Origin of the sequence: Actinoplanes sp. NPDC000266 (assembly GCF_042899005.1) — a bacterium.
Classification (GTDB): domain Bacteria; phylum Actinomycetota; class Actinomycetes; order Mycobacteriales; family Micromonosporaceae; genus Actinoplanes.
The window spans coordinates 197462-211953 of sequence record NZ_JBIAZI010000010.1; the positions used below are offsets into that span (position 1 = coordinate 197462).

Annotated in this window: 15 protein-coding genes; 9 read left to right on the top strand and 6 right to left on the bottom strand. The window is 72.1% G+C overall.

Features of this window, described 5'->3' with window-relative positions:
* Positions 1-97: 97 nt before the first annotated feature.
* Together ACFY36_RS36340 and ACFY36_RS36345 are read right to left on the bottom strand one after the other, a co-directional pair.
* Positions 98-526 (bottom strand): MarR family winged helix-turn-helix transcriptional regulator, encoded by a 429-nt coding sequence (locus tag ACFY36_RS36340; protein WP_499750431.1) that lies wholly within the window; start codon positions 524-526, stop codon positions 98-100.
* Positions 527-572: 46 nt separating this feature from the next.
* A complete protein-coding gene (locus ACFY36_RS36345) occupies positions 573-1772 on the bottom strand; it encodes an MFS transporter (RefSeq protein ID WP_499750432.1) in 1200 nt (399 codons plus the stop codon).
* Between the two features lie 70 nt (positions 1773-1842).
* Here ACFY36_RS36345 and ACFY36_RS36350 point away from each other — a divergent pair, with 70 nt between their 5' ends.
* Genes ACFY36_RS36350 through ACFY36_RS36365 form a run of 4 tightly spaced genes read left to right on the top strand, consistent with a single transcriptional unit; the run spans position 1843 to position 5156 of the window.
* Positions 1843-2745, top strand: coding sequence for a LysR family transcriptional regulator (locus tag ACFY36_RS36350; RefSeq protein ID WP_499750433.1), 903 nt, complete (start codon positions 1843-1845; stop codon positions 2743-2745).
* Positions 2746-2755: 10 nt separating this feature from the next.
* Positions 2756-3886: an ABC transporter permease gene (locus ACFY36_RS36355; protein ID WP_499750434.1), complete on the top strand. Its 1131-nt coding sequence runs from the start codon at positions 2756-2758 to the stop codon at positions 3884-3886.
* A 32-nt stretch (positions 3887-3918) separates the two neighbouring features.
* A complete protein-coding gene (locus tag ACFY36_RS36360) occupies positions 3919-4509 on the top strand; it encodes a GTP cyclohydrolase II (RefSeq protein WP_499750435.1) in 591 nt (196 codons plus the stop codon).
* Between the two features lie 41 nt (positions 4510-4550).
* Positions 4551-5156 (top strand): M15 family metallopeptidase, encoded by a 606-nt coding sequence (locus ACFY36_RS36365; RefSeq protein ID WP_499750436.1) that lies wholly within the window; start codon positions 4551-4553, stop codon positions 5154-5156.
* Here the strand turns inward: ACFY36_RS36365 and ACFY36_RS36370 are convergent.
* Entirely contained in the window at positions 5153-5950 is a 798-nt protein-coding gene (locus tag ACFY36_RS36370) for a class I SAM-dependent methyltransferase (protein ID WP_499750437.1), read from the bottom strand. The two genes, ACFY36_RS36365 and ACFY36_RS36370, sit on opposite strands and share 4 nt — an antisense overlap.
* A gap of 112 nt (positions 5951-6062) precedes the next feature.
* Between ACFY36_RS36370 and ACFY36_RS36375 the strand changes: the two genes are divergently transcribed.
* On the top strand, positions 6063-7085 hold the full coding sequence (locus ACFY36_RS36375; RefSeq protein ID WP_499750438.1) for an aspartate-semialdehyde dehydrogenase: 1023 nt from the start codon (positions 6063-6065) through the stop codon (positions 7083-7085).
* 139 nt (positions 7086-7224) lie between these two features.
* Complete coding sequence (locus ACFY36_RS36380) at positions 7225-7431, top strand: hypothetical protein (RefSeq protein ID WP_498695578.1); 207 nt, start codon at positions 7225-7227, stop codon at positions 7429-7431.
* On the opposite strand, the gene ACFY36_RS36385 is transcribed toward ACFY36_RS36380, so the two are convergent.
* The gene (locus ACFY36_RS36385; protein WP_499750439.1) at positions 7424-8581 is read right to left on the bottom strand and encodes a hypothetical protein; all 1158 of its coding nucleotides are present in this window, start codon (positions 8579-8581) and stop codon (positions 7424-7426) included. The genes ACFY36_RS36380 and ACFY36_RS36385 overlap by 8 nt on opposite strands.
* Between ACFY36_RS36385 and ACFY36_RS36390 the strand changes: the two genes are divergently transcribed.
* Together ACFY36_RS36390 and ACFY36_RS36395 are read left to right on the top strand one after the other, a co-directional pair.
* Entirely contained in the window at positions 8508-10757 is a 2250-nt protein-coding gene (locus ACFY36_RS36390; RefSeq protein ID WP_499750440.1) for a hypothetical protein, read from the top strand. The two genes, ACFY36_RS36385 and ACFY36_RS36390, sit on opposite strands and share 74 nt — an antisense overlap.
* 87 nt (positions 10758-10844) lie before the next feature.
* On the top strand, positions 10845-12233 hold the full coding sequence (locus ACFY36_RS36395) for an RNB domain-containing ribonuclease (RefSeq protein WP_499750441.1): 1389 nt from the start codon (positions 10845-10847) through the stop codon (positions 12231-12233).
* A 2-nt stretch (positions 12234-12235) separates the two neighbouring features.
* Here the strand turns inward: ACFY36_RS36395 and ACFY36_RS36400 are convergent, their stop codons facing one another.
* On the bottom strand, positions 12236-12778 hold the full coding sequence (locus ACFY36_RS36400; protein ID WP_499750442.1) for a TetR/AcrR family transcriptional regulator: 543 nt from the start codon (positions 12776-12778) through the stop codon (positions 12236-12238).
* An 85-nt stretch (positions 12779-12863) separates the two neighbouring features.
* On the opposite strand from ACFY36_RS36400, the gene ACFY36_RS36405 reads away from it, so the two are divergent.
* The gene (locus tag ACFY36_RS36405) at positions 12864-13703 is read left to right on the top strand and encodes an alpha/beta hydrolase family protein (protein WP_499750443.1); all 840 of its coding nucleotides are present in this window, start codon (positions 12864-12866) and stop codon (positions 13701-13703) included.
* Here ACFY36_RS36405 and ACFY36_RS36410 read toward each other — a convergent pair.
* Positions 13696-14490 (bottom strand): AAC(3) family N-acetyltransferase, encoded by a 795-nt coding sequence (locus ACFY36_RS36410; RefSeq protein WP_499750444.1) that lies wholly within the window; start codon positions 14488-14490, stop codon positions 13696-13698. The genes ACFY36_RS36405 and ACFY36_RS36410 overlap by 8 nt on opposite strands.
* Positions 14491-14492 lie beyond the last annotated feature (2 nt).

The window sequence follows — 14492 nt, forward strand, 5'->3', positions numbered from 1 at the left end:
ACGGTGCGCATTCCGGCCATCGGCGCCCGGCGGGCGCGGCTAATTCGTTTCCGAGAATTCCAACCCGGAGCGAGCCCCTACGGTATTCCGAAATCGATCAGCGAGTGGCCGCAATCACCCGCGTGAGTGCCGTGTGCAACGACTCGAGTTCCTCGATCGGCATCCCCAGACGGGCGACGATCGCGGGTGGGATTTTCTCCGCCTCGGCCCGCAGCGCGCGGCCCTGCTCGGTCAGGTCGACCGCGAGGCTGCGCTCGTCGGAGGGGTCCCGCTCGCGGGTGAGATAGCCGACCGCCTCGAGTCGCTTCAGCAGCGGCGAGAGCGTTCCCGGGTCGAGTTGCAGGAGCCGGCTGATGTCACGGACGGAGAGTGGCGCGTGCTGCCAGAGGGCGAGCATCACCAGATATTGCGGATGGGTGAGGTTCATCGGCTCGAGCAGCGGCCGGTAGAGCCCGATCACGCTGCGCGACGCCACCGCCAGGGCGAAGCAGACCTGGCGTTCCAGTTCCAGAGGGTCGTCGGACACCGTTGAAGCCTAACGCTTGGGGCGGCAATGATTTGTACCCCAAGCGTCAGCGGCGACTGAAGATCACGGCCGAGCCGGCCAGCAGGATGCCGGTGAACCACAGCATCGCGGTGGTGGAGGCGACGAACAGGGTCGCGACCCCGAGCCCGAGCACCGGCACGGTCAGCCCGGCGTACCCGACGAGGAAGAGCCCGGCCAGGGCGCCGCCCCGCTCGGCGGGCGGGGCCGCCGCGGCGATCCGGCCGACCGCCGACTTGAAGAGGATCCCGGCGCCCGCGCCGGCGATCGCCCCGCCGATCAGGAAGAGCCACAGCGAGGTGGCGAGCATCCCGGCCGCCAGCACGACCAGACCGGCGGCCTGCGCGGCCAGCCCGATCGTGAAGCGCCGGGCCGCCGGGAGCAGGCCCGCCGCCGACTGGGCGGCCGCGCCCGCGGCGAAGACCAGGAAGGCGACGAACCCGGCCAGCAGCCGGCTCGGGTGGTGCAGCCCGGACGCCACGAAGCTCGGCGCCAGCGAGGTGAACAGCCCGAAGACGGCGAACGCGGTGAACGCTCCGGCCGCTGCGACCAGGGACTTCCCGCTCATCCGGACCCGCTGCGGCCGGTACTTCGGCTTCACCGCGGGCGCGGTCACCGTCTCGGGCACGGCGACGACGGCGATCACGCTCAGGACCAGAAGGACCAGGAAGACGATGTACGGCGTACGGAGCGGCGCGGTGACGTACTGAGCCAGGAAACCGGCGATCAGCGTGCCGGTGCCCAGGCCGCCCAGGTTGGCCGCCGCCGAGACGACCTCGAAGCGGGTGCCGGCGGCCTGCGGCCGGTGAGCGGTGTGCAGTTCGAGCAGATAGGCGGTGGCGGTGGCGGTCAGCATGCCGACGCCGAGGCCGGTCAGAAGCCGGGCCACGATCAGGCCGGTCAGCGACGGCCAGGCCAGGAAGAGCACCCCGGCCGCGATCTCCAGGGCCAGGGCCGGCAGGAGCACGCGGCGCCGGCCGACCCAGTCCGAGATGTGCCCGGCCAGCAGGAGGGCGACGATCACGCCGACCGCGTACACGGCGAAGACGATGGTGACGGTGAACGAGGAGAACCCGTCGGCGGCCTGGTAGAGCGGATAGAGCGGCGCCGGGATCGTCGAGAAGGCGAGCGCCACGAGATAGACGACGGCGACCAGCCAGAAGGCGGCGCCGTGACGGGCCGACCCGGTGGGAGCACCGGTGGGGGCAGGCTTGGTCATCACGGTCATGAGCCGAGAGTGCGCCGCCCCAAGCATCGAGTCCAACGATGATCCATGCTGCGTAGCATCATCATCCGTGATGGAACTGCGGCACTTCGAGTACTTCGTGGCGGTGGCCGAGGAGCGCAACTTCACCCGGGCCGCGGCCCGGCTGCACGTCGTCCAGTCCGGCGTATCGGCGGTGATCAAGGCGCTCGAGCACGAACTGGGCGTCACGCTGCTGGAACGCACCTCGAAGCGGGTCGCGCTGACCGACGCCGGGCAGGCGTTGCTGCCCCGGGCCCGGGCCGCGCTTGAGGCCGCCCAGGCCGCCCGGGACGCGGTCGACGAGGTGCGCGGCGGCCTGCGCGGGACCATCCGTGTGGGCACCCTCACGTCCATCCCGCTGATCGACATGCCGGCGCTGTTCGGCGACTTCCACCGCGAGCACCCCGGCGTCACCCTGCGGCTCAGCGTCTCGCCGCGCGGCTCGCGCGGGCTCATGGAGATGCTCGCCGAAGGCGGACTCGACCTGGCGTTCGTCTCCTGGCCCGGCCGGCCGCCCGCCGGCGTACATCTGCGGCAGGTCGATCACCGCCCGCTGGACCTCGTCCTGCCGATCGGCCATCGGCTGGCCACGGCCGGCGAGGTGCACATCGACGACCTGCAGGGGGAGCCGTTCGTCGACTTCCCGGCCGGTTACGGCAACCGGATCGTGGTCGACCGGGCGTTCGCCGCGGCCGGGGTGCAGCGGCAGGTCACCATCGAGGTCACCGACATCAGCAGCGCGGCCGACTTCGTACGGGAAGGCCTCGGTGTGGCGATCGTTCCCCAGTTCGCCGTGCCCGACAAGAGCGGCCTGATCATCAAGCGGGTGCCCGGCGCCGACCTGGTCTGGCCGCTCGGCATCGCCATCCCGGCGCTGCGGCAGCCCAGCGCGGCCGCGCGGGCGCTGCTCGCCCTGATCGACCGAAACGGTCCCACGAAGGCGGTTCGTCCGTAAACATGAAGAAATGGCGGAAGAACCCCAAGCCGAGTCGGTGCTGCAGTTCCGGCGGTTCGCGCTGGCCGTCTGCGTCATCGGCGTGCTCGTCCAGCTCGGCCTGACCGCGTACTACCTCGGCATGGGCCACAAGGCCCAGCCCCACCACGTGCCGGTCGGGCTGGTCGCGCCCGCGAGCGAGCGGGCCTCGGTCGTCAGCCTGCTGACCGAGAACGGCTACTTCAAGGTCACCGACTACGCGACCGCGGACGACCTGGAGATCGCGATCAAGCGCCGGGACGTCTACGGCGGCGTCGACATCACCGGCAACGAGCCGCACCTCTACGTGGCCAGCGCGGCCGGGGTGTCCGCCTCCACCCTGCTCAAGACCACGTTCACCACCGTCGTGCAGCAGCAGACCGCCGCCGCCCTGGCCGAGTTGGCCACCAAGGGCGACACGATGCCGGTCGCGCAGGCGGAGGAGCTGAACTCGCCGCCGCCGGTCACCGACGTGGTGCCGCTGCCCGACGACGACGTCAACGGCGTGTCGCTGGGCTACCTCACCCAGGCCCTCGCGCTCGGCGGCACGGTGGCGTCGATGGGTCTCGGCCGCCTGATCCCCCGTACGAGAAGGTCATGGCGCCGTGGAATTGCTCACGTCAGCATCCTGGCCGTCTACGCCGTGGCGTCGGCCGCGGTGATCCTGTGGTCGATGGGCTGGTTCGGCGTCGGGACCACGGCCGACCGCGGCGAGATGCTGGCCATCTTCTCGCTCATCTCGCTGGCCATCACCGCCTCCACCGCCGGCGCGGTCGCGCTGCTCGGCCCGGCCGGCGCGCTGATCGGCGCGATGTACTTCACGCTCGGCACGGTGATCTCCGGCGCCAGCATCCTGCCCGAGTTCCTGCCCGCGTTCGGCCGCGTCCTCGGCGAGAACCTGCCGACCGGCGCCGGCGTACAGGCGGTCCGCGACAATCTCTACTTCCCGAACGCCGAGATCCGGTCGCACCTGATCGTTCTCGGTCTCTACGCGGGCATCGGCGCGCTGATCGTGCTGATCACCAACATGCTGCCGAACCGGCGGAACAGCACCTCCGAGGTCGAGCTCGAACTGGTCGAGCGCCTCGAAGGCTCCGAGCGCCGCGAGTCCGTCAACATCTAATCCGCCCGCCGCCGTGTCCGATCAAAGGCGGCATGTCCGTACGCACCCGGGTCCGCGTCCCGTTCCGCTTCCCCGACGGCTTCGCCGTCACCGCCGACGTGATCACCTTCACCGGCCTGGTCGACGGCAAGGAACACCTGGCGCTCTTCTTCGAAGGACCGTCGGAGATCCCGCTCGTACGCCTGCACTCCGAATGCCTCACCGGTGACGTCTTCGGCTCCGAACGCTGCGACTGCGGTCCCCAACTACGGGAATCCGTCGAGCGTCTCAGCGCCACCGGCGGCTACCTGCTCTACCTGCGCCAGGAAGGCCGAGGTATCGGGCTCTACGCCAAGCTCGACGCCTACGCCCTCCAGGACCAGGGCCTCGACACGTACGCCGCCAATCGCGCCCTGGGGCACGAGGACGACGAGCGCGACTACACGGCGGCGGCGCAGATGCTGGCCGACCTCGGCGTCCCGGTGATCGACCTGCTCACCAACAACCCCGACAAAGCCCGTCAACTGCGACTGCACGAGATTGCCGTACGCCGGGTGCTGCCCACCGGCGTACACGCGAACCCGGCCAATGTGCGCTACCTCCAGGCCAAGATCGACCACACGCGTCACACGATCCGACTTTAGATAGGGCCTCAGGTTTCGGTCCCGGTGCCGATCAGGAGTGCGTGGGGATCGAGAGAGTGAACTCGCGCATCGCCGACATCCAGAGCCGGATGATCGCGTTACAGACCCAGCAGGCCGGCAAGACCGCACAGGCCCAGCCGACGACGGTGCAGGGCGGCGGCTCCGGCAACGACTTCGCGGCCAAACTCCAGGAAGCCATGTCGGGCACCACCAACGCGGCCGCCCGCTCCTACACCCTCAACGCCAAGGGCATCCCGACCGAGCTGGCCGCCTACGGCAACGGCAAGATCCCGGCCAACGCCCTCGAGCAGGTCGGCAGCACCCGCCATAAACTGTGGGCGCCGGCCGCGCAGGGCCTCAACCAGATGATCGCCGACGCCAAGCGCGAAGGCGTGACGATCGGCATCACCGACTCCTACCGCCCGTACGAGGAACAGGTGGACCTGGCCCGCCGCAAGGGCCTCTACTCACAGGGCGGCCTGGCCGCCAAGCCCGGCACCAGCGAACACGGCTGGGGCATGGCCACCGACCTGGACCTCGACTCGAAGGCCCAGGCCTGGATGCGCAAGAACGCCGACAAGTACGGCTTCTCCGAGAACGTGCCGCGGGAGCCCTGGCACTGGGAGTTCAAGCCCAAAACCGCCTAGACCTTGGCTATCAGCTCCCCGTGGAGCAGGGACATCCAGCCGTCGGGGTCGGCCGCCCAGGTGCGCCACGCGGCGGACAGGCGTGACAGGTCGGCCTCGGTGGCGGCGCCGGTCTCAAGGGCGGTCGTGGCCATGGCCGACTGCAGGATGCGGTCGGCCCACATGCCACCCCACCAGTCGCGGTCGGGCTGGTCGGCGAAGCACCACGTGCTGGAGGTGGCCGTGACATCGGTCAGGCCGGCCGCGTGGGCCCAGGCCAGCAGCCGGCGGCCGGCGTCGGGCTCGCCGCCGTTGCCGCGGGCCACCCGCTGATAGAGCGTCATCCACTCGTCCAGCTCGGGCAGCTCCGGATACCAGGCGAAGGCCTGATAGTCGCTGTCACGAACGGCGATCACGCCGCCCGGCCTGGTGACGCGGCGCATCTCACGCAGCGCGGCCACCGGGTCGGTGACGTGCTGGAGCACCTGGTGGGCGTGCACCACGTCGAACGAATCGTCGGCGAAATCCAGGGCGTGCACGTCGCCGACCGCGAAGTCGACGTTGGTCAGGCCGCGCCGGGCGATCTCGGCGCGGGCCAGGTCGAGCGCCTCCTCCTTCACCTCCAGGGCGGTCACCCGGGCCGGGGTGACGAGGGCCGCGAAATCGGCCGTGATCGTGCCGGGGCCGCAACCGATGTCCAGGACCGTGACGCCGGAGGAAAGATGCGGCAACAGGTAGGCCGCCGAATTCTCTGCGGTGCGCCAGCGGTGTGAGCGCAAGACCGATTCATGATGACCGTGCGTGTACGTCGCCATGCCACCGACGGTAAGCCCGGCGTCCCCCGATGTGGGACAAAAATCTCGGCATGTGGAACAAGGGCAAAGAACTGATTTCTCCGTACGCACGTCAGGCCGTACTTTTGTCGCTATGAGGATCGGCATTGTGGGCGCGACGGGACAGGTGGGCGGCGTCATGCGGCGCATCCTGGCCGAGCGTGCCTTCCCCGTTGAGCAGCTTCGTCTTTTCGCGTCCGCGCGCAGCGCCGGCCGCACTCTCCCGTGGGGCGACGGCGAGGTGACCGTCGAGGACGCGGCAACGGCCGACTACCGCGGTCTCGACATCGTCCTGTTCTCGGCGGGCAAGGGCTCCTCCAAGGAGTACGCGCCGCGCGTGGCCGAGGCCGGCGCCGTGGTCGTCGACAACTCGTCGGCCTGGCGGATGGACCCCGACGTGCCGCTCGTCGTCTCCGAGGTCAACCCGGACGCGGCCCGCAACCGGCCCAAGGGCATCATCGCCAACCCGAACTGCACCACCATGGCCGCCATGCCGGTGCTGCGCCCGCTGCACGACGAGGCCGGGCTGGTCGCGCTGGTCGCCACCACCTATCAGGCCGTCGGCGGGGCCGGGCTGGCCGGCGTGGCCGAGCTCGACGAGCAGATCAAGAAGGTCGCCGACCGGGCCACCGAGCTGACCTTCGACGGGTCCGCGGTGGAGTTCCCGGCGCCGCGCTCGTTCGCCAAGCCGATCGCCTTCAACGTGCTGCCGCTGGCCGGCTCGCTCGTCGACGACGGCTCGGGCGAGACCGACGAGGAGCAGAAGCTCCGCAACGAGAGCCGCAAGATTCTCGGCCTCCCGTCGCTGCGGGTCTCCGGCACGTGTGTCCGCGTTCCGGTCTTCACCGGCCACTCCCTTCAGCTGAACGCCCGCTTCGACCGGCCGATCAGCCCCGCGCGGGCCCGCGAGCTGCTGGCGAACGCGCCCGGCGTCGAGCTGTCCGACGTGCCGACCCCGCTCGAGGCGGCCGGCCGCGACCCGTCGTACGTGGGCCGGATCCGCGCCGACGAGACGGTGGACAACGGCCTGGCCCTGTTCGTCTCGAACGACAACCTGCGCAAGGGCGCGGCCCTCAACGCCGTCCAGGTGGCCGAGCTGGTGGCCGCCGAGCTCTGAGCTCCGCTTTCACGACCGCCCCGGCCGGGTTACGGCCGGGGCGGTTTTTGTTGCGTACGCCTCATCCTCCATTGTGGAAATCTAGGACTTTTTGCCCGAATCGGTGGCGGATGGTCGGTTTGAGGTGCAGAGTGATTGCATGAACGACAGTGGGCCCGGCGGAGGCGGCTACTTCTGGTGCCTTCGCGACAGTCGGGTCGAGACCGGCGAGGACGTGTGTCCCGCCCAGTACCGGCTCGGCCCCTACGCCACGGCTGACGAAGCGACGCGGGCTCTCGAGACGGTCGAGAAGCGCAATGCCGATTGGGATGCCGAGGATGCCCGCTGGACCGGGGAGGTCAGCTGACAGCCGGCTCCGACGTCCCTGAGTCCAAGCCGGATCTTCGCAGTCTCCAGGCGGAGACGAGCCCGCAGTCATTCGCAAGGAGGAACACCCTGATGGCCGCTGCCAAAAAGGCCCCGACCAATCTCGCCACAAGAGCGGGCAAAAAACCCCTAACCACCACATCGGCCCGCTCCACCGGCACGCGCGCCACCGCCGCGTCGACGCCCCGCTCGGCCACCGGGAAGCCGTCCACGGCGAAGTCCACTCCGGCCCGGTCCGCCGCGGCCAAGCCGTCGGCCGCTCCGGCCCGGTCCGCCGCGGCCAAGCCGTCGGCCGCTCCGGCCCGGTCCGCCGCGGCCAAGCCGTCGGCTGTGAAGTCGGCTCCGGCCCGGTCTGCCGCGACCAAGGCATCCGCGGTGAAGGCCGTTCCCGCCCGGTCCGCTGCGGCTAAGTCGGCCTCCGCGAAGGGCGCCGCTTCGAAGAGCGCTGCCGTGAAGGCGACTGCCGGCGCGACCGCCGCCGCGACTGCCGGCGCGACTGCCGGCGCGAAGAAGAGTGCCGCTGTGAAGGCGACTGCCGCTGCGAAGGCCGGCGCCACGAAGATCGCCGCGGCGAAGGCGGGCGCGGCGAAGGCTGCTGCCGCGAAGACCTCCGCGGCGAAGACGGTGGCGCCGAAGCCGCGCAGCGCGGCGAAGAGCGCGGCCGCCAAGCCGGTCGCGGCGCGGGCGCTCGCCGCCAAGGGCGCCGGACCGAAGGTGACCACGGCCAAGGTGGCGCCCGCCGCGAAGTCGTCGAGGACGGCCGCCGCCAAGCCGGTCATGCCGAAGCCGACGGCCCCGAAGCCGGCCGCACCCAAGCCGGCCGCCGTGCGCGGCGCGGGCGCGAAGGCGGGCGCGGGCGCGTCGAAGGCGACCGCTTCCAAGGCGGGCGCGGGCGCGTCAAAGGCGACCGCTTCCAAGGCGGGCGCGGGCGCGTCGAAGGCGACCGGAGCCAAGTCGGGTGTGGGCGCGAAGGCAACCGTCTCCAAGGCGGCCACCTCCAAGGCGGGCGCGGCGAAGAACACCATGACGAAGGCGGCCGGTACGAAGGTGGCGGCCGTGAAGAACGCCAAGGCGGTCGCGCCGAAGCAGGCCGGGAAGTCGGCGACAGCCTCTAAATCGGCGGCGGTCAAGACCGGGGCGGTCAAGCCGGTCGGGAGCAAGGCGCCGGCGCGGGTTTCCGGGCGGACGGCGCTCACGGGCGCGGTGCGAGGGGCGGCGGCGGGTGAGGCCGTACGGCCGGCGCGTGCGGCCGGGGCCCGAGGCGGCAAGCGGCCGGTGACGCCGCGGCGGACGGCGGCGGCCCTGGGATCCGGGCCGAACATGACGACCGCGTCGATCGATGAGGGGTCGGCGCCGGCGGCGGACATGGAAGAGGATTTCGCCGCGGCGCCCGACATGGAAGTGGCTACCGAGTCCGGGGTTCGGCCGGCCAAGCGGGGTACGCCGAAGCGCGCGCGGACCACCGGCAAGGGCGCCGCCCCGGCCGGGTCGGCCCGGCCGAGCGCCCGCAAGGCGGCCGGCGGCACGGCGCCCGCGAACAAGGCCGCCGCCAACACGGCGCCCGCGAACAAGGCGGCGACGCCGGCGCGAAAGGCGGCCACCAAGGCGACGGCAGCCGCGGCGAAGAAGGCGGCGACGGCAAAGGCCACGACAGCCGCGGCGAACAAGGCGGCCGCGAAGGCAGCCACTGCTACCAAGGCGACCGGAGCGAAGGTGACCGCTAAGAAGGCAACGGCGACCAAGGCTGCTGCCACCAGGACGGCGGCGACGAAGGCAACGGCGGCCAAGGCCGCGGCGACGAAGGCCACGGCGGCCAAGGCCACGGCGGCGAAGGCAACGGCGACGAAGGCCACGGCGGCGAAGGCAACGGCGACGAAGGCGGCTGGCACGAAGGCTGCTGCTGCGACGGCTACTGCGGCGAAGGCCGCCGGTGCGCGGGCCACGGCGGCCAAGGCGAGCGGGGCCAAGGCGAGCGGGGTCAAGGCGACCGGGGCCAAGGCGGGCGCGGCGGCCAAGAAGGCGGCCACCGCCCAGACGGCGGCGGCGAACACCGCGGCGGCCAAGAGCGCGGCCAAGAAGGCGGCGGAGTCGGCGCGGAAGATGGCGGGGCGTTCGTCCGAGGTGGCCAAGACGGCCAGCGCCAACGTCGGTGCGGCCAAGAGCGCGGCGTCGCGGAGTGCCGGTACGGCGCGGAAGACGGCTGGGCGGGCGGCGGAGACGGCGAAGACGGCTGCGGCCAACGCGGCGGCGGCCAAGAGCGCGGCCGCTCGTTCTGCTCGGAAGGTCGCGGGGCGTGCGAGCGCGATCGGCGAGACGGCGATCGCGAACACGGCGGCGGCCAAGAGCGCGGCCTCGCGCCGGGCGGCGTCGGCCAACAAGGTCGCCGGCCTGTCCTCGTCGATGGAGGAGACCGCGGCCGCGAACACCGCCGCGGCCAGGAGCGCGCGCGCCGGAACCGCTTCGGCCCGCAAGGCCACGGCCGGCGCGGCCCGCGCCGGCGGCAAGGCGACCGGCAGCAAGGCGACCAGCAGCAAGGCGACCGGCAGCAAGGCGACCGGGGGCAAGGCGACCGGGGGAGTGGCGGCCGGAGGTAGGGCGACCGGAGCCAAGGCCACGGCCAAGGTCGCGACGGCGGCCAAGGCGGCAGCGGCCAGCACGGCGACAGCCACCCGCGCCACAAAGGCCGCAAAGGCGACAACCGCAAAGGCGGCGAAGGCCACAAAGGCGACAGCGACGAAGGCCGCCGCCACAAAGGCCGCCGCCACAAAGGCCGCCGCCACGAAGGCCGCCGCCACGAAGGCCGCCGGCGCGAAAGCGTCGGCCACCAAGGCCGCGGCCGCCAAGGCGGGTGCGACAAGGGCTACGGCGGCGGGTGGCCGGAGCATGGGCGTGGCCAAGAAGGCCACGACCACCCCGGCGCCCGCCAAGAAGGTCGTCGGGACCGCCGCGGTGGCGACGGCCAACAAGCGGGCGGCCGCGTCGGCGGCTCCGCGTTCGGCCGTGGCCAAGGTTGCCGGTCTCAGTCCGGTGGTGGCCAAGGGCGGCAACCGTCCGGCGGCCGCGCCCTCCGCGAAGCGGTCGGCGGCCAACGAGACGACCGCCGGGCGGACCCGGGCCGCCAAGGCTACGAACACCCGCCTTTCCGGTCCGACCGCGAAGAACTCGTCCACCAACGCGTCCAAGGTCGCCAAGGCGACGTCGAGCGCCGCCGCCCGCCGGGCCGCCGCCGGCAACACCCCGGCCGCGGACATGCTCGACGCCCGGCCGTCGACCGGCCGGAAGGTGGCCGCCAAGCGGGCGCGCTGACCGGAAACCGGCGGAAAGCAGGAGCAGAGGAGGGCCGTGCCGTATGGCGCGGTCCTCCTCTCGCGTCTGGGCTGGTAGGAATGAGCCGTGCCGATCAGACGGGTGTGGGCTCCGGAAATCGACTTCGCCGGGCTGCGGCGGGAGTTGAAGCTGCCGGGGGAGTTTCCGGCCGGGGCTCTGGCTGAGGCGGAAGCGGCGGCCGGGCGGTCCCTCGCGGACGCGGCCGACCTCACCGATGTTCCTTTTGTGACCATTGATCCGGCCTCGTCGCGGGATCTCGATCAGGCGATGCATCTGAGCCGCCGCGACGGCGGCTACCGGGTGCTCTACGCGATCGCTGACGTCGCCTCCTTCGTGCGGCCGGGTGGTCCGCTCGAAGCCGAGACCTGGAGCCGGGGGCAGACGATCTATCTGCCGGACGGGCGGATCCCGCTTCATCCTCCGGTGCTCAGCGAAGGGGCGGTGAGCCTGTTCGCCGATGTCGAGCGGCTCGCCGTGGTCTGGACCATCGACCTGGACGCCGACGGCGGCATGACCGGCGTCGAGGTCGGGCGGGCCCGGGTGCGGAGCCGGGCCAAGCTCGACTATGTGGGCGTGCAACGGGAAGTGGACGCCGGCACCGCCGCCGAGCCCTATGCGCTGTTGCCCGAGTTGGGGAGCCTGCTGGCCAAGCGGGCCGGTGAGCGTGGCGCCGTCAACCTGCCCCTGCCCGAGCAGGAAGTGGAGCGGGACGGCGACGGCTGGCGGCTGGTGCTGCGGGCTCCGCTGCCGGTCGAGGAGCACAACGCTCAGATCTCGCTGCTCACCGGCATGGCCGCGGCCGATCTGATGCTGCGCGGCGGTGTCGGGCTGCTGCGGACCATGCCGCCGCCGAAGGCCGAGGCGGTCGTGAAGCTTCAGGCCGCCGCGAAATCGCTCGGGGTGCTGTGGCCGGCCGGCGCGCCCGTGGGCGAGGTCGTGGCCACGGCCGATCCGGCCACCCCGCGCGGTGCCGCGTTCCTCGAGCAGGCGGCCGACCTGCTGCGGGGAGCGGCCTACACGGCCTTCGACGGTTCGGCGCCGGCTCTGACCGGGCACGGCGGGGTCGGTTCGCCGTACGCCCATGTCACCGCCCCGCTGCGACGGCTGGCCGACCGCTACGCCACCGAGGTCTGCCTGGCCCTCGCCGCCGGTCAGCCGGTGCCCGACTGGGCCCGGGAGGCCCTGCCCAAGCTGCCGAAGGTGATGGCCGACTCCGACCGGGTGGCCGGCGGCGCCGACCGGGGCGCCATCGACCTGGCCGAGGCCGTGCTGTTGCAGGGCCGGGTCGGTGAGGTCTTCTCGGCTGGTGTGCTCGACGCCGACGGGACCATCGCGATCGACGACCCGGCCGTGCGGGCCCGCTGCAAGGGCGGGCTGCCGGTGGGCACCCGGGCCCGGGTGCGCCTGACGTCGGCCGACCCCGCCACCCGCAAGGTCCAGTTCGAGCCGGCCTGACCTCAGCTCGTGCGCAGGCCCTCGATGAGGAAGCCGATCATCTGCCGGGCGTCGTAGCCGTCGTCGCGGCCGGCGCCGATGCACAGGTTGCCGACGCCGCGCAGCAGGCCGACCGGGCTGACGCCGGGCACGATCTGGCCGGCCGCGGTCGCGGCGTCCACGATCTCGGCGCAGACGGGCACGAGACGTTCCAGGAAGTACGCGTGCAGGTCGCCCGCGTTCAGCGCCTCGGGCAGCCCGTGCTTCGTGACGAGGAAGTCGGCGAACAGGTCGATCCAGCGGCCGAGCGCCTCGTGCGGCGACGCGCTGCTCTTCAGCAGTTCCGGCCCGGCCGCCGCGCACTCCTCGACCTGGTGCCGGAACACCGCGACGATCAGGTCGGAGCGCGCGGGAAAGTGGCGGTAGATCGTCCCGACGCCCACTCCGGCCTTCGCGGCGATGTCGCGCACGGGCGCGTCCACGCCTGATTCCACGAACGCGGCCGCGGCCGCGTCGAGCAGGGCCTTCTCATTCCGCCGGGCGTCGGCGCGCTTCGTCACAGTCACCCTCCTTGCTAACCGGAACCAGGTTCCGTATCGTGGCTAGCGGAACAAGGTTCCGCTTGTTCATGATGTCAGAGCAGGAGCCCCTATGAACACCATCGTTTCGGTCAAGCCGGTCGCCGTTGAAGGTGCTGACTTCGACGTACGGGTCACCGCGCCCACCGCCGGCGAGAACCTCCCGGTCGTCGTCTTCTCGCACGGCTTCGGCAGTTCCCTCGACGGGTACGCCCCGCTGGCCGACCACTGGGCCGCCAACGGCTTCGTCGTGGTCCAGCCCACCCACCTGGACTCCCGGACGCTGGCCCTTCCGCCGTCCGATCCCCGCACGCCGCTGATCTGGAAGATCCGGGTCCAGCAGCTGAGCCGGATCATCGACGAGCTCGACCTGATCGAGAGCGTCATCCCCGGCACGATCGACCGCGACCGCATCGCCGTCTCCGGCCACTCGTGGGGCGCACAGAGCGCCGGCATGCTGCTGGGCGCCCGGGTCGACGGCGACGACTTCGCCGTGCCCGACCCGCGCGTCAAGGCGGGCGTGCTGCTGGCCGCGGCCGGCAAAGGCGGCCTCGTGCCATTCGCCGAGGAGCACTTCGCCTTCATGAACCCGGACTTCTCCACGATGACCACACCGGCCCTGATCATCGCCGGCGACAACGACCAGTCGGCCCTGACCACGCGTGGCCCCGACTGGTTCACCGACGCGTACTTCCAGAGCCCGTCCCCGAAGTCCCTGCTCACCGTCGTCGGCGCCGAGCACTCCCTGGGCGGCGTCTCCGGCTACAACGCCGCCGAGACCACCGACGAGAGCCCGGATCGCGTGGCTTTGATCCAGCGGGTGAGTACGGCCTATCTGCGCTCCGCCCTGGGCCTCGCACCCGAGTCCTGGCCGCTCGAGGCCGGCGACCTGGGCAAGCTCGAGCTCAAGTGAGCCGATGCCGGCCGAGCCAGCCGGTGGCGAAGTCGACCAGGGCACGCTGGGACATCAGCCGGGACTCGGCGCCGCCGACACGTCCCAGCCGCACCGGGGCCGCCGTCGCCTCATAGGCGGCGCCCAGCTCGGCGAAGTCCGAGGCGTCGGCGTCGGGGGCCCGCCAGGTGACCCAGCGGCTGCCGCCGGACGGGTCGCGGACGGCGGCTCCGTGATCGGCCATCGCGGGTTCCGCTTGCCGGCATTCGCCCAGATGCAGGGACGTGTTGCGGTCGTGGCCGCAGCCGAGCAGCAGGACCTTGCCGTCGGCCCGGTAGACGGCGCCCAGCGGCGAGCCGTCGCCGAGCCCGTCCTCCAGTGGGTGGTCGTCGACGACGGCCGCGGCCCGGGCGCCGACCGCGGCGAACGACACCTGCGGATGAGAGCTGCGGCGGGCGCCGGGCCAGGCCCGGACCACCTCCGGGAAGGCTCCCATGCGGTGGCTGGGGGTGCGGGCCGGGTCGAAGCCGGGACCCTGCTCACGGATCACCGGCCACCACGCTGCCGGCACGGGCGGGTTCTCCCAGTCGGCGGGGTCGGAGTTGGCCGGTGTGTGGGTGGGCACCACGAGCGTTCCCTCAGGGCCGAGGACATCGAGCATTGCCTGTACGACGGCCTGGACGTCCCCGGCCACATAACCCACCGCCCGCATCGAGGAGTGCACGAGCACCGTGTCGCCGGCGGACAGGCCGAGCGCGCGAAGATCGGCGGCCAGGGTGCCGGTGGTGTGCGGAAGCGACTGCGTCATGC